This is a genomic window from Microcoleus sp. PH2017_34_RAT_O_A (genome assembly GCF_020737885.1).
Classification (GTDB): Bacteria; Cyanobacteriota; Cyanobacteriia; order Cyanobacteriales; family Microcoleaceae; genus Microcoleus.
Window position 1 is genome coordinate 206,653 of record NZ_JAEQDD010000001.1, and the last position, 25,166, is coordinate 231,818.

Sequence of the window (25,166 nt, forward strand, 5' to 3'; positions counted from 1 at the left end):
AGAAACCGCATTCCGCCTTTTAACTTTCACTTTCAGCCCGCAAGGAGCCATATTTTTTACTCTGCAAGGGTTTCTAAAGTTCTTTAGTTCCGCATGAATCGCCCGCCCGCGATTCTCAAGCAAGTTGGCTTGTAGAATATTTGTGTGGGGAGATTTAGCGCGATCGACCCTGTTATCTGAAAAAATCCTATGTGTCCGTTGTTGGTACGAAATGCGACTTCAATTTGAGATCGCACTTTCTGGAGAAACTATCTCCAGTTCGCAGGTAGCATACAACATTTCCAGCAGGTATTGTCAACGAGAGTGTAGGTTGAGCCGATCGATTTTAGATTGGCGATTTTAGATTCAAGGACAAATCTCAAATCCGAAATCTCAAATCGGAGTCTTGGGTTTCACATCAAGCTCTACCTCAATACGCTTGGGCTAACACTGTTTATTGCCCGGAGATCCCCCTCGCATCCCCCTTAAGAAGGGGGACTTTGAGAAGATTCTTGTCCCCCCTTTTTAACGGGGGTTAGGGGGGATCTGTCTTAAACCAAGCCTATTGAGTTCTACCCAACTGATCGCTCCCTACAGTTCACAAATTCTGCCAGAGTTGCTAGAGCTAAGTTAATTTAACATTTCTACACACACTCTGGCAATGACTTACCAGAAAATTTTTTTCAATCGACAAATCGCGGAAAGCGAGCTAAGTAGATGAGTATGAAAATACACAAGTATGTCCGAAGAGAGCGAAACGAAGTGAAGCGAAGCATAAGCCCTAGCCCTTTCAGGGCGGCTTCGCCAACGGGCAGGCACGCGGCTACGCAGGGGTTACGGTTGCTTTACGTTCTGTTACATGAACCGATTTATTTACACCCACCTACTTACCCAAAAACGGATAGAAGCGCTAAACAATCGTCGCGAATACAGCAGAGTTTTAGACTAAAGTTTTAGATATCAGATTCACTGTGCGAGCCGTGTGAATCTAAAATCTAAAATCTAAAATCTAAAATCTAAAATCTACTGACTGGCGATCGCTTTCTCGCTGTTTGGTTTTCTAGGTTGCAGCCTTTTCTAATAAGAGCTTCGCCCGTTTGACCATTTCCGGAATCTCGATCGGATAATCGCCGGTGAAACACGCCGAACAAAAACTTTTCGTGTCTTCGTTAGTCGCACTCAGCATTCCTTCCCGGCTCAAGAAAGCCAAGGAATCCACCCCAATTTGAACGCCAATTTCGGCGACGGACTTGGTAGCAGCAATCAACTGATCTTGATTGTCGGTGTCGATGCCGTAAAAACAAGGATGAGTCACTGGGGGCGAAGAAATTCTCATGTGAACTTCGGTGGCGCCCGCATCCCGCAAGGCTTTGACAATTTTGCGGCTGGTAGTGCCGCGGACGATAGAATCGTCGATAATAATGACCCGCTTTCCTTCCAACACATCTTTGAGAGGGTTGAGTTTCATGCGGATTCCTGACTCGCGCATTGTCTGAGTCGGTTGAATAAAAGTGCGTCCGACGTAGCGATTTTTAATCAATCCTTCGGCGTAAGGAATGCCGGAAGCTTGAGAAAAGCCGATCGCCGCTGGGATTCCAGAATCGGGAACACCGATGACTATATCAGCATCAATCGGAGATTCGACTGCCAACCTCCGCCCGATCCGCAGTCGGTAGGTATATAAATTTTCACCTTCCATAATGCTGTCTGGTCGAGCAAAATAGATCATTTCAAAGACGCAAAGTTTGCGTTTTTGCTGCTGACTCCAGTGGAAAGAAGCCATACCTTCCTCTGTAATCCAAACTAATTCTCCCGGTTCTACGTCCCGCAAAAATTCAGCACCGATAATATCTAATCCGCAGGTTTCCGATGCTAAAACGTACCGTTGCGGAGTTGTGGGGAGGGTGCCAATTACCAGCGGGCGGACGCCGTGGGGGTCGCGGACTCCCATGACGCCTTGGGGGGTGGCGATCGTCAAACTAAAGGCTCCTTGGCACATAGCAAAGGCACTGATCGCAGCTTCCAGCCAGTCTTTGCCCTGGTCTACCTCCCAACCGATCGCCACTGCGATCGCCTCTGAATCCGTCGTGCTGACAAACTCGCACTTCCGAGACAGCAATTCTTCCCGCAATTCTTTAGTATTGACAAGATTCCCGTTATGTGCTAGAGCCAGACTTCCCAAGCGAGTTTCGACAACCACAGGCTGAGCGTTGACCACGCGGGACGAGCCGGTAGTAGAGTAGCGAGTGTGCCCTACGGCTAAGTTACCGGGCAAATGACCTAAATTCGATTCGTTGAAGACTTGGGAAACCAGTCCCATCTCCTTGTGCAGGTGGACTGTTTCACCATCAAAAGTAGCAATTCCGGCGGATTCCTGACCTCGGTGCTGCAAAGCATACAAGCCGAAGTAGGTCAACTTGGCGACATCTTCACCCGGTGCGTAGATACCGAAAACGCCGCAAGCTTCCTCGGGCTTGTCTGGTTTGCTAGAATGCTCGTCAGCCTCGAAGGAATGGTTGGGAATCATAGATGGGTGGGCTCCTAATGGGAACGGTGGGTTAGCGGGAAAGTTTCAGCGGGAAGTTTTGTTTGCGATCGCGTCGCATAACTTAATAATTCCTTAATATTGCCACGGATCGAACATTAATTTCAAGTTGTTTGGCATTCTGGCTGGGGATGTGGGGCGTTTAAGGGGATTGTAATATCGATCGCCCATATCTCTGATAGTAGCGTTTATTCACGGGGGGCGATCCTCTTCGAGGGCTTCGCTAACGGGGGGAAAACCCGCATAAGTAATTCGGGATTCGCAAATCGATAGATTTTGTAGGGCAAATAGGTCTTTTTCAAAGATTAAGATATCGAGGGCGATTTCCTACGGGATAGCTACGCTTCACGGGCTGTTTGAAATATTAGCATTTAATGGCGATCGCTCTTGACTTTTGTGTGAGATTGACATACTATATCATCATGGGAATCTGTGCGGCCATATAAATCATTTTTGACACGACAAGTTATGTCAATAGCACAGAGCAGATAAATTTTTCAGTCTAATTGGTAGGGTGCGTCGCTGCGAGATTCTTGATGAAACTTGCAGATTGTAGATGGCGATGCACCTTACTATTGTGTGGTGCGTCGCTGCGAGATTGTCGATCGAAATTGCAGATTTTCGATGCGACGCACCCTACGGATTAAGTCCATGCACTTGCTATTATGTGGTGCGTCGCTGCGAGATTGTCGATTTGATTTGTAGATTGTTGATAGCGACGCACCCTACGGCTTCAACCCGCACATCCTCCGGGTTTTGTTTATCTAGACGCGGTTTCAACCGCCGCTTCCAATTCTTGAAAAATTTTGTAACTACCGCAAACTACTTCGATACAAATATCTCCTTCCAGCCGAAAGTAGAAAAGAGTTGAAGAACCTGTCTCAACCAAACCCTCTTGATTTTGAAAAGGATAGGACAAAGCAGATAAAATTTGACTCTTATCTTCTGTCAGTTGTCTTAATTCTGCGTTACCTACCCAGAAGCAAGAGTCTTCTGAGTCGGAGTTGACAGGTTGAGAGATTACCTGATGCACGAGTTGATAGAATTCGATCGCAGTATCGTAGATCCCGGTTCCGAAAGTAAAGTCCAAACGCAAGGTTAAAGGTTGAGGGATGAGAGAAATACCTGTGAGGTCGGCACTTTTCAGGTCTTCTATGCAAAAATGTTTTAAAGGGCGATCGGTTGTAGCAGTCATAGAATTACCGTGCCAATAAATTATGGTGGAAATTAACGCTTCAGCTCAATATCAAACTCAAGCCGAGAACGATAAAAGTGAACGTCAAATTCTAAGAAAAAATTTGTCTGTCCCAGAATCAATGATACGCTATCACTTTTTGCCCAAGCAAATACTAATCTTACCGGAGCAAACTCCCCTATTTCAGCCATGAAAAATACTGGCATCGCTGGTTGATTACCAACGTTACCAGCCAGTCGAATAATGGCTTTGCTGTCATCCCACACTAAGCCAAGCTGAATTCCTATTTTGTAAGGCAATACACTCACTGTTGCACCGCTGTCTACTAACCCAACAACTTCGACTCTCTGGTTATTGTGGTGCAGAATCAAGGGAATGCGCGGTAAGCTGTCAAACTCATCTTGAGAGGGGTGATTGGTAGAGTATTGAAATCGCATAATACTCACTTTTCGTTGCTGTTAGCCAGATTCATTGCCTGCATCAAAGCTGTACCAGCACCAAAAGTATTGTAGGGAGTTGGCAAGTAGTAAGTCTTGTAAGGTTCCAAAGGAAAAATATTCTGACTGATATCTTCTTCCGCCATAAGAATACGGATTAACTCTCGTTTATCGATCGCAGACAGTTTTTTAATGGTAGGGAGTAATTCTGTTAGTGTCATCGGTTGTTTTCCTACGATGCGTCTATCTTGATGATAGCAGGTGAACAGTGTTTGTAGGGTGCGTCGCTGTGAGATTGTCAATTTGATTTGTAGATTGTTGATAGCGACGCACCTACAAGTGAGACTACCCAGAAACAAGAGCAACGCGAAAACCTCTGTCGTCGTCGCCTGCCCTATTCCCGGAGCGATAGGCACTGCGACAATTCACCGCATGACATTTCCAGGAACCGCCACGAAGAACTCTCAAGTCAGAGTGAGTTTCCCAAGAACTTCCATCATTTGGTGCGCCATTGTAGTTAAAATTCACGCTATCGCTGCACCATTCGTTAACATTCCCGTGCATATCGTAAAGTCCAAAAGCATTCGGAGGAAAACTCCCGACATCCGTTGTTTCTTTGCGGGAAGGTTCCCATTGTGCAGAACCATAGGGATAGCCACTATAATTGACTAAATCCGCGGTAATTGTTTCGCCAAAGTGAAAAGGTGTTTTAGTTCTCGCGCGACAAGCATATTCCCACTCGGCTTCCGAAGGTAAGCGATAAGTCTTGCCTGTTTTTTGGGAAAGTTTCTCGCAGAATTCCACAGCATCATTCCAACTTACTTTTTCTACAGGACGTTTCGCGCCTTTGAATTTAGATGGATTATTTTCCATCACTGCTTGCCACTGCTCTTGAGTGACTTCATACTTGCCCATAAAAAAAAGGAGAGATGTTAACTTTGTGTTGATGTTAACTTTGTGTTGCGGATTTTCCATATTTTCTTTCCCTACTTCCTCAGTGGGGGAGCCCATCAGGAAACTGCCTCCAGGGATTGCTATCATTTCTAAGCTTGCACCGCCACCTAAATCTTCGCTAATAAATTGTGCTTGATTGTCTTTACGGTTAGTTATATTACCCTGGACATCAACTGTCACTGTTTCAAAATCAAACGTTTGTAAATTTCTCATAATTGTGGGTTTTAAAGAAGAAAAGATATTGTAGAAATTTAACCCGCGCAGGCGGGTTTTGTCAGTGTAGCGGTGGTTGAAACCAGGCACTTTCAACCACCGCTACTTATCGCTCGCCATCAAACAGATCCAATTCGACGCTCGATCGCATTATAGAACCGATCGCCCATATCACCCATCCCGACCTCAATCAACCCCAAATTATCCGCACTCAACACCCGCAAAGGCGAGTCAGCACCCCCAACTACACCGATTTTCTGCCACATTTTAGCCAAATGTTCTTGCAAGTAAGCTTCCCAAACTCCTTGATTTTCCGGCGCGATGGAAACAATAATGCAGTTGCCCATTTCACCAAACAAAACTTCATCCCAACGGCTAACATTTGCCGAATTCAAGCCCAGATGGATTTCCGCACCCAGTTTACCAGAGATGCAGGATTCCGCCAGGGCGATCGCAATTCCACCTTCCGCAGCATCGTGGGCCGAACATACCCAACCGCTGCGAATACCGTCGCGACAAACTGATTGCACTTTCCTTTCCAATTCAAAATTAATCCTTGGCGGTTTCCCCGCTACAATCCCGTGAACTGCCGCTAAATATTCCGAACCTCCGAGAGTAGCAAAAGCCGATTTCTTCGGAGTTTCAGTTTTCAATTCAGAATTAGCAGATTGAAAAAAGGTCAGTTCATCCTGACTATTTGCTCCAATTCCCAACACATAAATTAAATCGCCCTTCTTTTGCCAACCTTGACCGCAAATCTTCGTCAAATCTGGAATCAATCCCACCATTCCGATTACCGGAGTTGGATAAATCGGTTGAGGATTGCCATCAGAATCAACCGTTTCATTGTACAGAGAAACATTACCCCCAGTCACAGGTGTTTTCAACTCGCGACAAGCATCAGCAATCCCGCGACAAGCCGATGCTAACTGCCAATATCCTACAGGTTTTTCGGGACTGCCAAAATTGAGATTGTCCGTAACTGCAATAGGTTCAGCACCGACACAACTTAAGTTTCTCGCTGCTTCCGCTACGACGGCTTTTGCACCTTCATAAGGGTCGAGATAAACATAGCGAGAATTGCAATCAACCGTCGCCGCAACTCCGGGAATAACCCCCCCTGGCGAGGGCGGGCACGGGGGCACCGCCCCTACAAGGGGGGGAGAAAATTCGGCAGTTTCTCTTCCTTGTGCTTTCTTAAATAAGGGAATAGCTTCTGCTTCCTCTTGTAGCGTCGCCTTAGTAAGGGCGGGTTCTTCCTCTTGTAGCCCCCCCTTAGCAAGGGGGGGTTGGGGGGGTTCTTTTTGACATGGTTCCAGAGGCCGCAATCTGACCACAGCAGCATCAGCGCCTCCCGGCAAAACAACAGTATTATTTTGCACCTGATGGTCGTATTGGCGATAAACCCAGCGTTTAGAAGCGATGGTGGGAGTATCTAAAAGAGTCAGCAAAATCTGATTCCAAGTTTGGAAATCACCTTGAACTTCGATACCGGCTGCGGTGCATTCCGGCAACTTGTCCGCCGTCCATTCCCATGCTTTTCTAGCATATTCTGGCGCTTCCGTTAACAATTCGCGGTGATAAATTGGCGTATTATCTGCCAAAGCAGTCGCGGTAATTTCAGCAGCGATTTCGCCTTTAAACAGAATTCGGACGATCGGCTCTGCGATGACTGTCCCCGCGACTACGGCGTGCAATCCCCAGCGATGAAAAATATCAATTAATTCCTGTTCCCGTCCTTTCTGTGCGACAAACAACATCCGTTCTTGCGATTCCGAAAGCAGGTATTCGTAGGGAACCATACCGCTTTCTCGAACCGGAACTTTATCTAAATCAAATTCAATTCCGACACCACCTTTGGCTGCCATTTCCGATGTCGAACAGGTGATTCCTGCCGCGCCCATATCTTGGGCGGCGACGACAGCACCAGTTTTGAATGCTGCCAAACAAGCTTCAATTAAGGATTTTTCGAGAAACGGATCTCCTACTTGGACTGCTGGGCGGTCATCCATTGATTTGTCGGTCAATTCTGCACTAGCAAAACTTGCGCCTCCCATGCCATCTCTGCCAGTAGTTGAACCCACATAAAGCACAGGATTTCCGATTCCCGATGCGCCAGATTTAACAATTTCTTGAGTTTCCATTAAACCCAAAGCCATGACATTAACTAGCGGGTTTTCAGAATAAGCAGCATCGAAATAAACTTCGCCGCCAACCGTGGGTACGCCGATGCAGTTTCCGTAGTGACTGATTCCCGATACAACACCTTTGAACAATCTCTGAGTTTTGCTATCATCTAAATTGCCGAAACGTAGAGAATTCAAAAGTGCGATCGGGCGAGCACCCATTGTAAAGATATCGCGGAGAATCCCACCGACGCCAGTTGCAGCACCTTGGAAAGGTTCCACTGCTGACGGGTGGTTGTGGGATTCAATTTTGAAAGCAAGTTGCAAGCCATCTCCCAAGTCTACGACGCCGGCATTTTCTCCTGGGCCGACGAGAATGCGATCGCCCTCTGTGGGAAACTGTTTTAATAGCGGCCGCGAATTTTTGTAGCAGCAGTGTTCGCTCCACATCACGCCGAACATTCCCAATTCAGCCTTATTGGGATGGCGGCCGAGACGCTGAACGATTTCTTCATATTCTTCGGGTTTGAGTCTTTCAGCGGCAATTTGTTCGGGGGAAAATGGGAGGTTTGGCATAATAATTGCGATGTTTTGTAGATTTTACATCCCGACTTGGGATTTTGTCGATCGGGATTTAGGTATCAAGACCAAAGAAACCGGGTTTTTTATTTAATCTGAGGGTTGGAAGGAAATCTTTGGGTGCATCTGGTTTTTGAGGAGGGCGAAGCATGACCGCATATAAATTATTAGTTATAATCCCATATTGACTGCGGTCATGCTTCGCCCCTACAAACATATTTGTCTTGCGCCAGATGCACCCAAATCTTTTCGGTAAAAAACCCGGTTTCTGACCACTCGTCCATCCAGGACTGTTAATGCTAATTTCTAGGATGACAGAGTTTGTGGATAACAGCATTCAGATTTTAATTTCTAGCATGAATTGAAGGGGCTGCATTGTTGTCAACTTAATCTCAAAGATCGTAGCAGTTTTTGGCGGCTCCGATGAATTCCTAGGACGCGATCGATCGTACAGGGAAACTGAGAAGTTACCAAATATCGGATAATAATTGACATATATCTTATTTTCTGCTAAAGAAGTCGCACCCGACAGTTAAGATATGCTTAATTCCTCAAACCCTCTTCCTTCTTCCCTCTTCCTTCTTCCTTCTTCCTTCTTCCCTCTTCCTTATGACTCAAAATCTCAATTTTGCCAACCAAAACTTGCGGAACCGTTCATTTAAAGGGCTGGACTTATCAGGGGCGAACTTCAGCGGTTGCGACATTCGAGGCTGCAATTTCACCGGGGCGATTTTGAGAGGGGCAAATTTTCAGGGCGTCAGAACCGGACAAAGCCGCCGCCGAGTAAAAAAATTGATTGCTAGGGCTGGCGTAACAGCGGTGATAGTGACGGCTGCTGGGGCTTTGATTGGACTGATTGGCGGGGTGGATGCGGGGGCTGTGGCTGTGGCTGGGACTGCTGCGACGGCGATTGCTGCGACTCGGGGCGAGGCGGGAATTGTGGCGGGGGCTGTAGCTGGGGCTGCTGCTGCGATCGGCGCTAACGGTATTGTGACATTTTTGGGCGGGGATACTCTGAGGGGAATTGGTTTATTTTTGGTTTCTGGGGTTATTTTGGGGTTATGTGCGATCGGCTTTTTTATCGCTGTTGAAGAAATCGAAAAATTATCAGTAACGTCGTTTAGAAAAGCTGATTTAACTGGCGCTATATTCGATCCGGGGGCGGTTCTCGATGCTGATTTTTCCGATGCGCGAGGCTTGCCGTGGTAACCTGCACAATTAGTTCGCGTTTGGTAAAATAACCCTGATAACGTTAGGTATGAAAGCACGTCCGCCGCTACTGGGAGGACGTTAAGCGTGCGATCGAGGCGGGGATTATTCCGGCGATTTAGAAGCTGATTGATGATGGTGGAAGATGTTTTGGGCGATCGTACCCACAGACTTATGTTAAATTAGACAAGATTGCAAAAATAGCTAAGACGGGCTCTCCGGCCCCTCCCACAAAAATCATCTTTTCTTGTGCAATGGGCATCTTGCCGTCCTAAAATTTGATTAAAAGGACTTTTGCAAAAGGTCTATTTTCCTGTATTTTCAGTCACTCACAGTACCTCCGGCGAACGACTTCTTTTTAAAGCAATAGATAATTGCCTCAATCGTTCGCTAACTTCTAAATTCGATTCTTGTGACTTCAAGTTATCAGGTATTTCAGCAAAGAGAAGTGGATTTTCCTGCAACCACTCATTGAGAGCAACCCCAGTCCAAGTACCTTCTTTGTCTCGGAAACTATCAACTAAACCCTTCAGTTCTTGAATACAGTATGACTCGAAACCAGAGGCACCGAAAATTGCATAGCGTAGGTATTCTTCAAACGCATTAATATCATTCTCTACCTCAAAAGCTACAGAGTCTTGTGGAGATGTCAGGCCTTTAGAAACATCTACCACTATTTGCGTTGCTACCCCAGCAATTTGTGTTGCTACTCCTGGCACTCCCAAGACTTGTTGCCGAAGGTCAGGATTAAATAGTAAATCCGAGCCATATTTTACATATTTTTTGAGAATTTTAAAGGCAGCTTCTTCGCCACTATAGTAGTTATCAACAATTTCAATATCTACTCCTAAACTTTTGATGATTTTATTTCGAGTATCACTATTTACAGGGCCACGAATCAGCGCTTCCGCAACTGGACGGGCAAAGCGTAAAAATAATACGCTTAAACTATTTTCGAGTTTTGCTAAAAAATACTCCTCGGAATTTTCAATTAGCCTGAATTTTACTTGGTTACTTTCCCATAATAACCTTGTCATGTAGTCAACTAATTTTAAGGCTTCATCCTTAAGTTCTAAAGCAAGTTGATGAGCAATTGAAGATAAAAGCTTACTAATATCACCGTACAAACTATCACGCCAAGCAAAATTGGCTTTCATTCGATCGAACTCGGGATTTGAGTTAGCTAGAAAAATCGTATCTTTCTTTTTAAATGTTTCCTCCCTAAGTTTCTTCATTTCTGCCTCAACGATTTGTAAATATCGTTCTCTAAATTTTTCTATTTGAGTGAATGAGTTAGCACTTGAACTCTCTAAGGGTTTGTTGACAACAGAATGTTCATAATATTTTTGTAAGTCAGCTCTAATTATTTCCCATTTTTGGTTCCACCATTCTGTAAACAAAACTCGGCGATTATTTTCTTCAAAGAGCTTTGCTTCTTCAGGATTTTCAGGATATTTTTTGCTAACTGTAATATAAATTTCTTCAGAATTGCTGATAATTTTATCGATAGACGCTTCGCATCTTTTCTTTAAAATAGAGACACGCTCAGTGTTGATATAGTTAAATATTTTGTCTTTAATTTCTGGAATGCCCGTGCCATCTTTAGTAATAATCTCTCGATCGGTAATTCCAGTTAATCTCTTCAACTGAGCTTGAATGTTACTGGCTTCTCCAATCTCTAACTTAGTCTGTTCTCCTGCTAAACCATTCAAAATTAAATAGGCTCCCGCTGAACCATATACAATGCGTTCAGGTGGAAGGTTTGCACGCCTTAACCAATCTTGGGAAGCTTCTTCAATATGTGTTTTAAGCGCCTCTGCACTACCTAATGAATCAATTCGACTTAAAAAAACAAACAGCTTATCAGCAACGGTGACGTTTTTATCGCCAAGTTCTGTGAATTTTATTATTTCTAGTTCCTTTTCTCGGAGGCTAGTAAACCGCTGTACTAATATCACAGCATCACAGTCAGATAGCATTTCTTGTGCTTCGTCAACGTGCTTTGCTAAACCAGAATCCAAACCCGGAACATCATAAAAAACGATACCTTCAGCTTGAGCAAGTTTGTTAGTATAAAGTCGAGCTTCTAAAACAGCGTGAGCATACTTTTCATCTGCTACATATTTTTTTAGCGGTTCTCTAATATCTTCTAGTCTAGTAAATGAGAAAGTCACATTACCTTCTCTTCTTACCTGTTGTAAAGTTATTTCGTTTGCTCTTATGGTATTTATGTCTTCTTTCGCTCCTACTTTATCCAGTTCCTTGAGTAAGTTGATAAACTCCTCTTCGTTCCTGGCTTGTACTTCCAGCCTTTGTTCGGACTCATTTTCAACTGAATAAATTTGAGTGGTTGTAAATGTACATCTTCCTCCCTTAGCTGGAAGTAAATCACATTCCAACCAGGCATTAATAAAGGTGCTTTTTCCCGCTTTCTCTAATCCAACGACAGCGATGCGAAACTCACGCTTTTTGAGTCTTTCAAGTTGACGGCGAGTTGGTTCTGCTTCTTGCAAAAGTACGTCTTTTAATCGAGCAGGAACTTCAGCCTGGGGTAACATAGCCAAATTAACCGCGTGTCGCTGCACGTTTAGAGCGTCGCTAAGACGAGCTTCATAGTAAGAAGATGCTGTTTTCCAATCCATTTTGGGCTTCCTTAAATGCGGTTAAATTTTTCTAAACCCGATACAGATAGATATTTCAGAGAAGCTAATTGTGTAACCATACCTTGTCCATTAGAAGGGAGATTTCTCTTTAAAATATATGGGACTTTCTTCCCAATCATTTCTTCCCCATCATCAATGTTAATCCTGATGTAAATTTCTCTCTGTTCACTAACAGTTGTAATATCTTCGTCGGTTCTGTCTAAAAGCTCCCATGTCGCCTTCGCATCTTCTGGAGTTGTACATAGAAAATATAAGGAACTATCTATGAGTTTTTCTATGTCAGACACATTAATTGGGTTATTGTTGCTTAAATTTCCTACCACCGATGCTGGTACAATAAGACACAAAGCTACAGGTACAGAAACTTTTGGACGTGGTGGAGAGATATCTGATGGCGGAATTTGGCGACTATTTCCTACTTCTCGTTCTTTTTTAGCTTTTTCAAGATATTTTATACAAACAACTGCTCCTACAATGAGACATCCTATAACAACAATCTGAAATAACTTCATATCATTACCTTCCAAATTACTCCCAAACTTACGTGCATTTTTAAACATCTCTTTCCCAGGCTTAATTATATTATCATTTATCCATTGGGTTTTGTTATTAGGATTACTTATGAAAAGCCCAATAATATCAACTGATATAGATAAATCATCTTCTAATGATGCGTAATCTTTAATTTTAAGATACTGACAAACTTCTTGAGCTTGTGAGTTGTCTGATCCAAGTATTATATATATTACTGTGGACAGAACTCCCTTATTTTGATTTTTAATTTTAGGATAAATCTCCTCACAAATCGCTTGATACAATTTTTCTATGTTTTGACCTACTGAAAATTTGGGTTGCGGATTCATGTCATTATATTTTTGGGATAGAACAAGGATTTTAAATTAACAAAATCAATTGTCAATTCAGTTAACTTTCCAGATTTTTCCTAAGCTAGAAAACTCTTCTGCTAGGTTTTGAGCTTTTTGTTCCATAGGTTGCCAGACGTTTCTTTGCTTTTCATAATCAATAGTAATTTCTTGATTTGCCTTATCGAGCCTTTCTTGATAACGGTCAATAATATCACTCTGAACTTTATCTACATTTTTTTTTAGACAATCAATTTGTTCTAGTAACCAGCGTGCAACTTGATTTACTCTTTCTGACTCTTCCCCTTTCGCCTGCTCTATCCAACCAGTCAGTAAATATTCTATGCTGGGTAGTTTAGCATTATCGCTAGAACGTGGTTGATACTCGGTTTCATAAATGGTTTTTTTCCCTATCCACAATGTATACCAAGTTCTTTTTTGTCTTTCAACCTGTACTGCTTCCTCCCAAGTTCCTTTTGTAATAGGAAATCCTGCTTGAAATCTAAAATTAAATGTTAAATGACTCTCGACTTTAATCAGTTCTGATTCAGGAAATTTAATCGCTATGTTAGGTGCAATATCATTGGCTTCATTTTCAAAATAAGACAAATGGCAACGAAACAATTCGGAGACAGCCTGATGAATTCTATTTAATTCTTGAGTAGAAATCTGTTCTAATACATCCTGTATAACAATGTTAAGATGGATAGCTAGTTCATTGAGTTCTTCATTAAGTTCTTTGAGTTTATTTTTCTCTGCCTCCGTTCTTGCTTCCATTGTTATTCCTTCTTTAGCAACGGAAGCCTTGTAGCCTAAGCCAACTAAACGGTTCAAGTTTCTTGCTAGTAAATTGACATTTAAAACATTTGCTCTTTTTAAATTCGGACTGTCTAAGTCTACCCTTCCAGTTTCTAAAGACTTTGCCACTGCTTCCAATACTTGGTTAATTCCTTTTTGAAATTCATTTTCCCATGAATAAAGTGGGAATAATTTTTCTTTTAATTCATTGTATGGTTCGACCTGCTGGAGTTCCGAAATTATGGTTCTTATATACTTCACAACATCATCTTCTGACTGTTTTCCTAGAACCTGTTTAACTTTTGTATCTAGTCTTTCAAAAGGCTGTTTTAAATTTGTATCGCTAATTTCTAAGAACTGTTTAAGTGATGCCCTAATCCTTGATATATTTTCGTATTCCTGTTTATAGCGTTCTTCCGAACTATTAAGAATAGCTGTTGTTGTTTGTGTTGCCCATTCCGTTACGGCATTTCCTGCGGATAGATTGAAGCGTTCTATAATTTGTGGGATTACTAACTGTGGAAAGTGTTGAGTAATATGTCCCCTTAAGTTCTGTTGAAATTCCTCTGCATAAGATTTTTGCCATAATGCTTCAGCAACTCGGTTTCGATCGTGTCTAGACCATTTCTGTACGTTACGTGGCAGGACTTCTAATATATCTTCATCAATTAATCCATTAAAATTGTTGTCTGCCTTTTTACAGGCTTCAGCACTATAGATATCATCATTATTTTGGATCTGAAGGGCTAGTAGCGCAGGCCATGTACTAAGTTTGACAACTTGTAACTTCTCAATATCTTCTGTATATTCTTGTAATTGTTCAGTCAATTCGTTTTTTATATCACGTATAGCTTTTTCAACAAAGCGATTTTCTGTTTCAGGCCAATTTTTGTCGGCTCGAAAAACGTCAATCCGATTCAGAGTAAAGAGCATACGTGCAGGAGAACCACCTAAATCTTTTACCTGCTGTACAACTTCTTGCAGTAAGCTTTTTACTTTATGTGCATCGGTTTCTGCACTATTGTATGTGACTATGCACAATGCCTCTCGGCACTGTTTAATAACATCTGCGTTACCTTGATCGCCCACATACGCCAAACCAGGTAAATCAAGAATTTTTACCCTTGTTCCTTGTGGCAGTTCCAGTTTAGACTCTTTGACAAGCCTGAAAGGGTAAAAGATTGTAGATTGTGGGCAAGCTAAATTCGGTTGTTTTTCTCTGTTTTCGATATAACTTATCATTACTTGGTATAAGCGCTGATAAATTTTTTCCTCTCTGATACCTCTCCATTCTCCACATTCCCACAATGCTCCTGGTGTTTCATGGATTATTAGAGACTTTTCCTTGCTATATTCGATAGTGACTGCCCCTGCGCTCATTTCACTTACGGCTACGGGGACAATTTCGGCTCCACATAACAAATTTACCAGAGTGCTTTTCCCACTACTGGTGGTTCCTGTAGTCGCAAGAGTCAGAGTTGGATTACGAAGTTCATCAACCAGATTACTTAAAGCCTCGTCTAATTTACTAGAAAGTTCTTGTATTTCAGGCTGATATGTATCTGGTAAATGTTCGGAGATTTCTGTAGAAAAATTATTCCAGTATTTAGCAAGCAGTTGAGCTTGGAATTCTACTTCGTCAAAAACTTTGTATAATTGTTTACTCATGTGTTAAATACTGGTGTTGAGAGTGAATATGTATCCTATTTAACATATTTGAGTCGCAACTGATAGAGGGCTGACAGCCGCACTGTTTAATTATGACTCTAGGGTATTATACTATACTTGTAAAGATACGATCGCACTTTCTTTAAAGAATTTTACACACAGGCTCTTGAGATTGTTGCAGGTCTTCAATCAGATGATCGGCGGGCGTTGCTTAATGCAGGTATGAAACGATCGCCCGCTCGCCGAACGAGCGCTCTCTATTGTAATAAATTATACCCATATTCCCCAAAAGTCGATCGCCCGCACAGTCAAACACCAGTTTTGTGCGAGCTCTGTGATTGTCGTTTGCGTGCACGAGGGATCTCGCACGTTAAGAGTTGGTAGACTCACAATTACCTATTCCTCACCCATTCCCGGAATTCTCGCACTGCTGCGGTTGCGCCTGCTGTTTGAGTGCGATCGATCGGTCTGTTGCGATTTTCATGTTCCGGTAGCGGCACCATAATTTCTAATTGACCTTGATGATAAGCAATTCTTGTCGAACGTTGGTTTCCCAGTTACGCGAGCAAATATTCATATAATTTATAACTGATATTTGGCAGGAAAACTCTTTGTTCAGAGGACGTTGATATTGTTAACATTTGAGTTTGGTTTGTATTAATGACTATTTGTTTGTGTAAAATAGCAGGGAGTGCAAAACATTGACTTTATGACTAAGTTTCCCCACGATCAGTTTGCTAAAGAATACCTTCAAGAGTTATTGTCGCCTCTGGGAGAAGTAGAAACCAGCAAAGATGTCACCGCTGAAGTCAGAGAAATTGATGTCTGGTTTCAACCCACTTCTTTTGAGGGCGAATATGTTCAGAGTTTGGGTTTATTGGGTAAGATGGCTGCTACTGTAGCTGTGATTGAGCCGTTTCGCAATCCGGTTAATACTGAGGGAATCTTCAGTTGTGTGGTAAAACTATTAAATAGTAGGGCGAAACTGGGGCGGCAGACGAATCGAGAAGACCAGGGTTTAGAAGAAAAACAATTGCCGAGGTTGTGGATTTTAACTCCCACTGCTTCGGAACTTTTACTGGACAGTTTTGGTTTTCGGGTTCCCGAAGAGTCCGAGGGCTGGGCGAAAGGAGTTTATTTTTTAACTCAGGTTTGGAGAGTCGGACTAATCGCGATTCACCAGCTACCGAGAAGCCCCGAGACTATGTGGTTGCGGATGTTGGGCCGCGGGCGGGTACAGCAGCAGGCGATCGCAGAACTCAGTGCATTGCCTGTGGATAATCCACTCCGAACTAACGCGCTAGAATTATTGTACATCTTGCAGGCAAATTTGCAAGCGAATACACCACCTATTCCCGCAGGGGATGATGAAGATCAGGAGTTAGTTATGGCGATTGCACCTCTTTTTCAACAACATTTAGAAGCTGCACAACAACAAGGCCTCCAACAAGGCCTCCAACAAGGCCTCCAACAAGGCCGGGAAGAAGGACAGCGGATGATTTTGGAGAGTTTTTTGCAAGTTAGATATGGGGAGTTAGACCCACGAACTGTCGCATTAATTCTACCGATTTCGGCTTTGCCTGTTGCCGAGTTCACCTTGCTGTTAGTGCAATTATCTACTCTGCCTGCGGGAGAAAATGAACACCAAAATGTGCAAATTTTGTTGGCACAAACAGTTATGGAAAAAACCTTCATTCAATCGGGACAATTAGAAGAAATCCCGGTAAATCTCATCCCCGATCTGCTGGCTTTATCCCCAGACAATTTATCATCGCTGTTGGCAGACTTGCCTCAATTATCGATTGAAGAACTGATGGCTAGATTGGCACAATCATTGACTTAGAAAAAAATAAACTGACGGGTAATAGCCTGTCAATATTGGGGCGGTTTCTCACAGACACCGCCTCTATATTTTGCAGGTGTCAATAGCTACGGTCATGCGCTACTGTAGTTAATAGTAGACTGTGGTCATTAGTCCTTGTTTTATGAAGTTGCGATCGTTCTTTTCTTTCCTCATTGCTGGCGTTTTGGCTCTCTTAGCCTTGAGTGCAGGCGGTTTTTACTGGCTGTCAACCAAAACTCCCCTCAATCTGCTCGCCGGTGGGCCGACAACTACTCCGGCTGCGGCTGTGTTTGTCTCGAAACAATCACCTGTGTTAGTTTCAATGCTGGTAAATCCCGATCGCCTCGAAGCATTGCGACAAATCTTTGCCTCTCCTGAAGAAAGAAGCCGATCGCACGCTGAATTCGAGCAAATAAAAAAAAGCTTCCTCGTTAATACTGGCCTGGATTACAGTCGCGATATCCAACCTTGGATAGGTGACGAAATTACTTTCGCCACCACCACGCCAGATTTCGACGATCGCGAACTCAACAACGGCAAACAAACCGGGTTTTTGCTAGCCGTTTCCTCCCAAAATGCCGATCGCAGTCAAGAATTTCTCACTTCCTACTGGCAAAAAGAATCTCGTAAGGAGAAAACTGTGCAGTCGGAAGTATACAAAGGTGTGAAAATTTCTTATAAAGAGTCACCAATAACTAACCCTAAAAAAGATTCGATTTGGTCTTTCAACTCGCTTTCTCTACCAAATTCAACTTTGCCTCCCAGCTTTGCAACAGCAGCAATCGGCGGTAGTTCTGATTCAGGAAGTAACAGTAGTTTTGTTTTATTTTCCAACAGTCCGAATGTGCTGCGAGATGCAATTGATAACGTAGAATCAGCAAACCGGAATCTCAACAACAGTCCTAACTATCAAAAAGCTTTGCAGCAGCTAACTCAAGGCAGAATAGCTTTAGGATTTGTCAATCTCCCGCAGTCGGAAACCAAGCAAAATTCCCAAGTTTCCCCCAATTCCCTCGCAGTTGCTATCGGAGTCAACCGACGGGGATTGCTGGCCCAAACTGCTTTGGTGACATCGGGAGACAAAACAGCAATTCCCACACTCTCCGCACCAGTGCAAGCCTTGCAGTACATACCCTCAGCCAGTCCTTTCACTGTCGCCAGCACCGATTTAAGGAATTTTTGGACTGATTTGTCATCGGCGGTGTCAACTAACGCAGAGGCTTCAAAATTAGTCGATCGCGCGATCGCAGATATTCAGCAAAATTCGGGCGTCAATTTGCCCCAAGATATATTTAACTGGGTACAAGGAGAATACGCTTTAGCCGTGGTTCCGAGTTCGTCAAACACTCCCGACTGGATTTTTGCGGCCGAGAAATCTGCTGATGCTCAAAAGGCGATCGACAAACTCGATGAAATTGCCCGCAGCAAAGAATACAGTATCGGCAACTTTACTCTCAGAAACCAGAAAATTACCGCTTGGACGCAGTTGACAACGAGCCAGAGTTACGATGTAAAAAATAAGAGCAAAAGTGCGATCGAAACCGAGGCAAAAGGAGTTCGAGCCACTGTCGGCAAATACGAAATTTTCACGACTTCCGTAGAAGCAATGGACGCAGCACTCAAAGCAGCCGAAACAGGCTCTTTGGTGGCAAATCAAGATTTTCAAACCAGCATCGAACCGCTACCGCCAGCTAACGACGGCTATTTTTATTTAGACTGGCCCTCCAGCAGAGCAATTTGGGAAAAACAAATCCCGCTGTTGAGGTTAATTGAACTTTCTGCAAGACCACTTTTTGACCACTTGCGATCGCTCACCGTCACCAGTACGGGAGAAATAACAGGAATTCGCAAAGCTACAATATTTATGCGGCTGAATTAGTCAGTTGTCAGTTGTCAGTTGTCAATAATTCGGACAGTTTGATGCCATCCGTAGGGGTGGTAAAAACCCGGTTTTTTACGTAAACGCACCTCGACCATCTATCAGCAGTGCAGTGGGAGCATCTCAGTTTTGATTTTATAGTGCTGTCCCCGCTCGCGATCTATCCAACACTCGCGAGCGGGGACGCTCGCACTGTAAAGAAATTGCTTTTTCCAAAAGTGAGAGGCTCCCAGTCCAGTCATGAGTCATAGCACGTTTAAAAATTATTGGCACAAACATTGTGTTTGGGCTTACTGTCTCATAACTAATGACTGATAACGTTCGCGAGCTCTTAAGCTCGCAAAACATGACTAATGACTAATAGCGTTCGCGAGTAACGTTCGCGAGCTCTTAAGCTCGCAAAACATGACTAATGACTAATGACTACTCAGGATTGACTACTATTGGGTTGACTGGTGTTTTAGGTTTCCCAAAATAAGCTTGAAACACCTCTTTGGCGATCGGCGCCGCGGCAACAGAGCCAAAACCGCCATTTTCCACAACCACGGCGATCGCAATTTCCGGCTTGTCCGCAGGCCCATAGGCTACATACAGCGAGTGATCCTTCTGTCCGATTACCTCCGAAGTCCCAGTTTTGCCCGCTGTTAGTGGAATTGAACCGTCATTGAGCCCCTGTCCCGTACCGTCGGTAACTACTGCCACGAGTCCTTCTTTAATCACATTAACTGTCGAAGGTTTCATCCCCGTAGGTACTGGTTTTGTCTCAGGCTTGCCAGTCAGAGAAGTCAAAAGATGCGGTTTGACGCGATTACCACCATTGGCGATCGAACCTACCATCACCGCCGCCTCCAAAGGAGTCACCAACACGAACCCTTGACCGATCGACATTGTTACCGTATCACCAGCATACCAAGGTTCTTTATAGATTTTTTCCTTCTGGGCCGGGGTCGGCATTTGACCGTGATCGCCACCGCCTAGGCCCAAAAGCTTCAAATCCGTATCCTTACCAATGCCCAAGCGGTGTCCCCACTTAGCAATTTCGTCCGGCCCGGCACTCATCCCGATTTGATAAAAAAACGTATTGCTGCTGAAAGCCAAGGCATCCCGAAAGCCGATGTTTCCGTAACCGCCACTGTGTTCGTTAAAATCAATTCCCCCCACAGTAATGTAAGACGAAGTACCAATAATTGAGTCCGGCGAAAACTTGCCCGACTCCATCCCCGCGACGGAAGTCACAATTTTAAACGTGCTGCCGGGGGGATAGCCTTGCATGGTTCGATTCACAAATGGATTTTCTTCCTGTTGAAGAGTTGCCCAATCATCCTTAGTGATTTTTCGCGTAAACAAATTGGGGTCAAAAGTCGGGTGGCTGGCCAAAACTAATACCGCGCCGGTTTTCACATCAAGGGCCACTACTGCTCCCCGGCGGTTCCCCAGGGCTGTTTCGGCTGCTTTTTGCATGGACAAGTCTATGGTTAGCTGCACTGCCTCGCCCGGTTTGGGCGGTGTCTCCCCCATCAGTCGCAATTCTTGATTTTGGGCATTTACTTCGATCAGCCGATCGCCCCACACACCCGCAATTTCCTTGTTAGAACTTGCTTCTATGCCCATCTGACCGACAATCATCCCCATTGGATATTCCGGGTGAGCTTTCAAGTCTTCTGCGGTAGCTTCGCCAATATATCCCAAAACGTGAGCAGCTAAACTGCCTTCGGGATAGTAGCGGCTTGCTTCTGGCCGCACTTCCACTCCCCGCATTTGTCCCACCTGTTCTGCTAGCGGTACAAACAATGCTGGTGGCATAGCTTGCTTGATTCGCACCGGTCTGTAGGATAGAGGATCAACTTTTTTTAATTTCTCTAATATTTCTTTAGCCGGGATTTTTAGCAGCGGACTCAACTTTTGTGCTGTCACTTTCCACTCTTCGGGCGTTTGTTCTTTCGGCCACAAATAGACCGATCGAGCTAAATTGTTAGCCGCTAGCAGCTTGCCTTTGCGATCGACAATGTGTCCGCGATTCGCCGGCATCGGTACTAGGCGAACGCGATTGTTTTCGGCTCGTTCTCGGTTTTGCTTGCCTTGTACCAGTTGCAATTCCACCAGCCGGCTAGCGTGCAGGCCCAGCAAACCGGTTGCTACTAGCATTAACACGATCGCCCGGTGTATCGGACGCGACTGTTTCTTAGGAGTTTCCAGCAGAGTTTTGTCATTCGAGCGAAATTCAGAGAGCGCAGAAATTTCTCGTTGCATCATTCTATAGGTAGATGTTAAATCCTAGATTTTAGAGTCCTGATTGTCAATTTTGCAGTATACATCATCACACCCGGGGCCGTTCTATAGGTGCAAGCTGCATTAACGGGAATTGACCGTTGGGCGAAGCGGAAAGATTGTTGACACTCCCCGGCAGTCAAGGCACGGGGATTCTTAAGACATTTCGGTCTTAATATCCCTATGGCTAGGGTTCCCAAACTCACCACATTTGCTTTTTGAGCGTGGTGATACCTTTTGGGCGTCTAGGTACATAGTACCAGGTTTCGCAGAGTCCCCGCGTACCATTTTCAAAGCTCGATCTCTAATCGTTTTTGCAGCACCAATATCAGCGTGTTCATGATAGCCACATTCTACACAGATGAATTTTTCACCATCTCTGTTGGACTTATCTATATGACCACAATTTCGACATTCTTGGCTAGAGTGTTTAGGATTGACTTTAATGACGACCTTTCCTTGCTTTGCAGCTAGATACTCAATCTTCAAAATCAATTCACCCCAGCCTGCATCAGAAATAGAGCGATTTAAACCTTTTTTTCTGGACTGTCCATTTTTGAGAAATCTTCCAGTTTTCTCCTCAATTTTTACACGACAACGACGTAGCATTCCAGAAATATGTAAATCTTCTAAAGCAATTGCATCAATATTTCGCTCCACTATTTTGTGAGCGACTTTCCATTGATACGCTTGACGCCGATTGCTGATTTTTTGATGTAATAGTCCTACTTTTTTGGCTGTTTTTTTCCGATTTTTACTGCCTTTGACTTGGCGACTAACTCGTCTCTGTCTAATTTTTAAGGTGCGTTTAACTTTTTTATTAGTTGAAAATTTGGGATTTTCAATTTGATATCCATCGGAAAGATGCACCAGCTTGGTAATCCCTAAGTCGCATCCAATTACTTTAACCACATCCTGGAGAGATTTAGCCTTGTAATCGGGAACAGACTTGTCTTCGATCCTCAGAGACACGTACCAACCATTTTGGCGCTTCCTGACAGCACAAGCCTTGATAGTGAAACCATCAGGGATTGAGCGTGAGTTATAAAACCGCATCCAACCTACTTTGGGCAAGTAGATTTTGTTACCTTGTATCTTTATTCCCATTACAAAAGTAAAAGAGGTAAAGTTACTACGGTTTTTGAATTGAGGAAATCCTCTGCCTTCAAAAAAGTTTCTGTAGGCAGTATCTAAACGTTTAACGTTCTGTTGCAAAACTGTTGAGTCACTGCCACTATACCAAGGTCTAGCTATTTTGAGCTTCGGTAAGGATGTGATTTGAATGTCACCAGCAGTGCGACGAGGATTTTTGAGTTTACCTTCAAAGTCTACCTTGCCATCTTTCCAGGGATTGCCGGTTGCACCATTTTTACTGACGAAGCAGGTTAACGGACAAGCTTCAACCTGATTTCTGATATCGCAGTAGTCTCCTTGAACAAACTGTTGGTTATATTGAATGATTCTGTCGTTCAGACACCAGTTATAGTGACTTCTCAACATATCCACCCAGTTTGACATTTTTAAATCTTGGGTTTGATTTGGACGAAGTTTGTAAACATAGTTGGTCAACAAGATTGAGTCACCTCCTGTTTGTTGTGTACCTGATTTAAGCTTAAACTAAAATCTATTGGATTGAAGGGTTTGTCATACTTCTTTGTATTGAAAAGGTTTAAAAGTTGAAGCCTTGCTCTATATTTGAATTAAAGCCGTCCTATAATGACGGGGTTTTCAACCCAATTTTCTGATAATTGGCTTTTGAATAACTAATAACTCGTCACCGATCGCTGCAAACTAATCGCCCAAGCACCAAGAAATAGCCAGCAAAATCAAAGTCAGGCTGAGCCAAACCGGGAAATGGAGCCAGCCAGATAGACTCATAGGTAACAATAGCAAAACCTCGGCGAATAGGGAAGCAATTCCCAATACAGAGGCAAGCAGTATCAAATTTATCATCTTGACACCGTACAATTGCGGGTATGAGCGTGGCGCGTGTGGCAGAACTGGGAGTGGCACGAGGAAGGGCGATCGCACAGGTGTTGTTCTGATAAAAATAAGGAAGAGAAACCAAGAGGTTTTGAACTAATTAAAAAAAAATGTTCTTCCTCTCCTAGTTCGGATTCTTGGGGCTGCGATGGGTAAATTCTGAGTTGTGATTTTAAGTTGTGACAGAGGAGTAGTGCCATGTTGTTTAATCCGCGAGTTCATTTCAAAAACGCTGCGATCTTGGCTGCGACTTGTGCGATCGCCACCCACCCAGTTTTAGCAGAAACAGCCAATTTCGGCACATTAATTTTATCGCGAGGTTTTGGGGCCCCAACAGCAGCTTTGAGAGGTTCCACAGGCGGATCGTACTCTCTATCTGCCATTGCCAACGCCGATCGCCACAAAAACAAATGTTTGGGTTTTGCCACCCCCACTCCCGACCACATCATAGTCTTGCAGCAAAACTTGGACAAACTTACCATCCAAGTCAACAGCGGAGGCAAGGACACCACCTTACTCGTACAAGGCCCCGGTAACACCGTGCGCTGCGGAGACGATACAGGTCAGAATAAAGATGCTGGCATTGTAGATTCAGACTGGCAAGCAGGCTCATACAAAATTTGGGTCGGCACACTCGAACCCGGAGTCAAGTCTAACTATACGATCTCAGTACAGGAATAGGGTGCAGTGGCGCTGTGAGGTGGGGACAATCGAATATCTTCAAATTTTATCGCAATCTCCCCCAATCTGCTCCAGGGACACTCCCCCAATCTCCGACTCCCCAAATCTCGCGCTCCGCCACTAACTTCCCCCATCAAGTAAAATGTAAGATCGAAAGTGCCGTGTTTAACCAAAATTGGTAAATCCGAAAGTGCTAAAGACTCTTAGAGCTGACTTCAGTATAATTTTCGATCGCGACCCAGCCGCTCGCAACTGGCTGGAAGTTTTGTTTTGTTACCCAGGTCTTCAGGCCCTAGTGCTGCACCGCCTCGCACACTGGCTTTACGTACTGGGTCTTCCCTTCATTCCCCGCTTAATTTCCCACATTGCTCGCTTTTTGACCGGCATTGAAATTCACCCAGGGGCAACGATCGGCAAAAGCGTCTTCATCGACCACGGTATGGGGGTTGTGATTGGCGAAACAGCGATCGTCGGCGATTTTGCCCTAATTTACCAAGGTGTCACCCTCGGCGGCACAGGCAAGGAAAGTGGCAAACGTCACCCTACCGTCGGTGAAAATGTAGTTGTCGGTGCCGGCGCCAAGGTACTCGGCAACCTGCTAATTGGCAACAACGTTCGCATCGGCGCCGGTTCCGTCGTCCTGCGAGACGTACCATCTGACTGTACCGTTGTAGGGATTCCCGGCCGCATTGTTTATCGATCGGGAGTGCGCGTCAATCCCCTAGAACACGGCAGTTTGCCGGATTCCGAAGCTGCGGTAATTCGCTCTTTAGTCGATCGTATCGAATCCCTCGAACAGCAACTAAAAAGTTTGATTCCCCAACCATCTGCCTCATTAACTTCTGTTTCCGATTTCCATTCAGCATTCTCAACTTTAAATCAAACCAGTCATGTAGCTGTAGCTGAAAAAAACCAATTAGCTGTTGCCACCGCTTGTCAGTTAAAAGATAAAGCAATTCAAGAATTTTTCGACGGCACCGGCATCTAAAATTTGAATTGGGAATTGGGAATTGGGAATTGGGCATTGGGAATTGGGAATTGGGAATTGGGCATTGGGAATTGGGAATTGGGAATTGGGAATTGGGCATTGGGCATTGGGCATTGGGCATTGGGAATTGGGCATTGGGCAAACAGGGCATTGGGAAGAAGGCCAAACAGGGAAGAATGCCCGCGCAGGGCATTGGAACCAATAACCAATAACCAATAACCAATAACCAATAACCAATAACCAATAACCAATAACCAATAACCAATAACCAATAACCAATAACCAATAACCAATA

General features: G+C 44.1%; 19 protein-coding genes. 6 read left to right on the forward strand and 13 right to left on the reverse strand.

The genetic code is table 11. The features are described from left to right. Positions 1 to 1,039 precede the first annotated feature (1,039 nt). The 6 genes from purF to purL all read right to left on the reverse strand — a co-directional run bounded on the left by purF (position 1,040) and on the right by purL (position 8,025). The gene (purF, locus tag JGK11_RS00865; RefSeq protein WP_293176406.1) at positions 1,040 to 2,506 is read right to left on the reverse strand and encodes an amidophosphoribosyltransferase; all 1,467 of its coding nucleotides are present in this window, start codon (positions 2,504 to 2,506) and stop codon (positions 1,040 to 1,042) included. A 778-nt stretch (positions 2,507 to 3,284) separates the two neighbouring features. Then, the gene (locus JGK11_RS00870) at positions 3,285 to 3,719 is read right to left on the reverse strand and encodes a hypothetical protein (RefSeq protein WP_293210239.1); all 435 of its coding nucleotides are present in this window, start codon (positions 3,717 to 3,719) and stop codon (positions 3,285 to 3,287) included. A gap of 32 nt (positions 3,720 to 3,751) precedes the next feature. Further along, entirely contained in the window at positions 3,752 to 4,156 is a 405-nt protein-coding gene (locus tag JGK11_RS00875) for a hypothetical protein (RefSeq protein WP_293176410.1), read from the reverse strand. 5 nt (positions 4,157 to 4,161) lie between these two features. Then, entirely contained in the window at positions 4,162 to 4,377 is a 216-nt protein-coding gene (locus JGK11_RS00880; RefSeq protein WP_293176412.1) for a hypothetical protein, read from the reverse strand. Positions 4,378 to 4,501: 124 nt separating this feature from the next. Then, on the reverse strand, positions 4,502 to 5,323 hold the full coding sequence (locus JGK11_RS00885) for a formylglycine-generating enzyme family protein (RefSeq protein WP_363319617.1): 822 nt from the start codon (positions 5,321 to 5,323) through the stop codon (positions 4,502 to 4,504). A 119-nt stretch (positions 5,324 to 5,442) separates the two neighbouring features. After that, on the reverse strand, positions 5,443 to 8,025 hold the full coding sequence (gene purL, locus JGK11_RS00890) for a phosphoribosylformylglycinamidine synthase subunit PurL (protein WP_293190316.1): 2,583 nt from the start codon (positions 8,023 to 8,025) through the stop codon (positions 5,443 to 5,445). A gap of 612 nt (positions 8,026 to 8,637) precedes the next feature. Between purL and JGK11_RS00895 the strand changes: the two genes are divergently transcribed. Then, the gene (locus tag JGK11_RS00895) at positions 8,638 to 9,237 is read left to right on the forward strand and encodes a pentapeptide repeat-containing protein (protein ID WP_293176417.1); all 600 of its coding nucleotides are present in this window, start codon (positions 8,638 to 8,640) and stop codon (positions 9,235 to 9,237) included. Between the two features lie 329 nt (positions 9,238 to 9,566). On the opposite strand, the gene JGK11_RS00900 is transcribed toward JGK11_RS00895, so the two are convergent. The 4 genes from JGK11_RS00900 to JGK11_RS00915 all read right to left on the reverse strand — a co-directional run bounded on the left by JGK11_RS00900 (position 9,567) and on the right by JGK11_RS00915 (position 15,584). Then, the gene (locus JGK11_RS00900; RefSeq protein ID WP_293210241.1) at positions 9,567 to 11,879 is read right to left on the reverse strand and encodes a dynamin family protein; all 2,313 of its coding nucleotides are present in this window, start codon (positions 11,877 to 11,879) and stop codon (positions 9,567 to 9,569) included. 11 nt (positions 11,880 to 11,890) lie between these two features. Continuing rightward, positions 11,891 to 12,763, reverse strand: coding sequence for a hypothetical protein (locus tag JGK11_RS00905; protein ID WP_293210244.1), 873 nt, complete (start codon positions 12,761 to 12,763; stop codon positions 11,891 to 11,893). 57 nt (positions 12,764 to 12,820) lie between these two features. Then, positions 12,821 to 15,229 carry a dynamin family protein gene (locus JGK11_RS00910; protein ID WP_293210246.1) on the reverse strand — a complete coding sequence of 803 codons (2,409 nt, stop codon included), beginning with the start codon at positions 15,227 to 15,229 and terminating at the stop codon, positions 12,821 to 12,823. 211 nt (positions 15,230 to 15,440) lie between these two features. Beyond that, a complete protein-coding gene (locus JGK11_RS00915; RefSeq protein WP_293176425.1) occupies positions 15,441 to 15,584 on the reverse strand; it encodes a hypothetical protein in 144 nt (47 codons plus the stop codon). Positions 15,585 to 15,938: 354 nt separating this feature from the next. Here JGK11_RS00915 and JGK11_RS00920 point away from each other — a divergent pair, with 354 nt between their 5' ends. After that, entirely contained in the window at positions 15,939 to 17,072 is a 1,134-nt protein-coding gene (locus JGK11_RS00920) for a flagellar assembly protein H (protein ID WP_293210248.1), read from the forward strand. A 121-nt stretch (positions 17,073 to 17,193) separates the two neighbouring features. Further along, positions 17,194 to 18,951 carry a DUF3352 domain-containing protein gene (locus tag JGK11_RS00925; protein ID WP_293210250.1) on the forward strand — a complete coding sequence of 586 codons (1,758 nt, stop codon included), beginning with the start codon at positions 17,194 to 17,196 and terminating at the stop codon, positions 18,949 to 18,951. Between the two features lie 423 nt (positions 18,952 to 19,374). Here the strand turns inward: JGK11_RS00925 and mrdA are convergent, their stop codons facing one another. The 3 genes from mrdA to JGK11_RS00940 all read right to left on the reverse strand — a co-directional run bounded on the left by mrdA (position 19,375) and on the right by JGK11_RS00940 (position 23,287). Next, positions 19,375 to 21,204, reverse strand: a complete 1,830-nt coding sequence (mrdA, locus tag JGK11_RS00930; protein ID WP_293210252.1) for a penicillin-binding protein 2 — start codon at positions 21,202 to 21,204, stop codon at positions 19,375 to 19,377. A 171-nt stretch (positions 21,205 to 21,375) separates the two neighbouring features. Beyond that, entirely contained in the window at positions 21,376 to 22,791 is a 1,416-nt protein-coding gene (locus JGK11_RS00935) for a transposase (RefSeq protein WP_293210255.1), read from the reverse strand. 202 nt (positions 22,792 to 22,993) lie between these two features. Beyond that, positions 22,994 to 23,287: a hypothetical protein gene (locus JGK11_RS00940; RefSeq protein WP_293195851.1), complete on the reverse strand. Its 294-nt coding sequence runs from the start codon at positions 23,285 to 23,287 to the stop codon at positions 22,994 to 22,996. Between the two features lie 113 nt (positions 23,288 to 23,400). On the opposite strand from JGK11_RS00940, the gene JGK11_RS00945 reads away from it, so the two are divergent. From JGK11_RS00945 to JGK11_RS00955, 3 genes are all read left to right on the forward strand, one after another. Continuing rightward, entirely contained in the window at positions 23,401 to 23,883 is a 483-nt protein-coding gene (locus JGK11_RS00945; protein ID WP_293176437.1) for a hypothetical protein, read from the forward strand. A 190-nt stretch (positions 23,884 to 24,073) separates the two neighbouring features. Then, on the forward strand, positions 24,074 to 24,871 hold the full coding sequence (gene cysE / locus JGK11_RS00950; RefSeq protein ID WP_293176439.1) for a serine O-acetyltransferase: 798 nt from the start codon (positions 24,074 to 24,076) through the stop codon (positions 24,869 to 24,871). 8 nt (positions 24,872 to 24,879) lie between these two features. Beyond that, positions 24,880 to 25,083, forward strand: coding sequence for a hypothetical protein (locus tag JGK11_RS00955; protein WP_293210258.1), 204 nt, complete (start codon positions 24,880 to 24,882; stop codon positions 25,081 to 25,083). Positions 25,084 to 25,166: the final 83 nt, after the last annotated feature.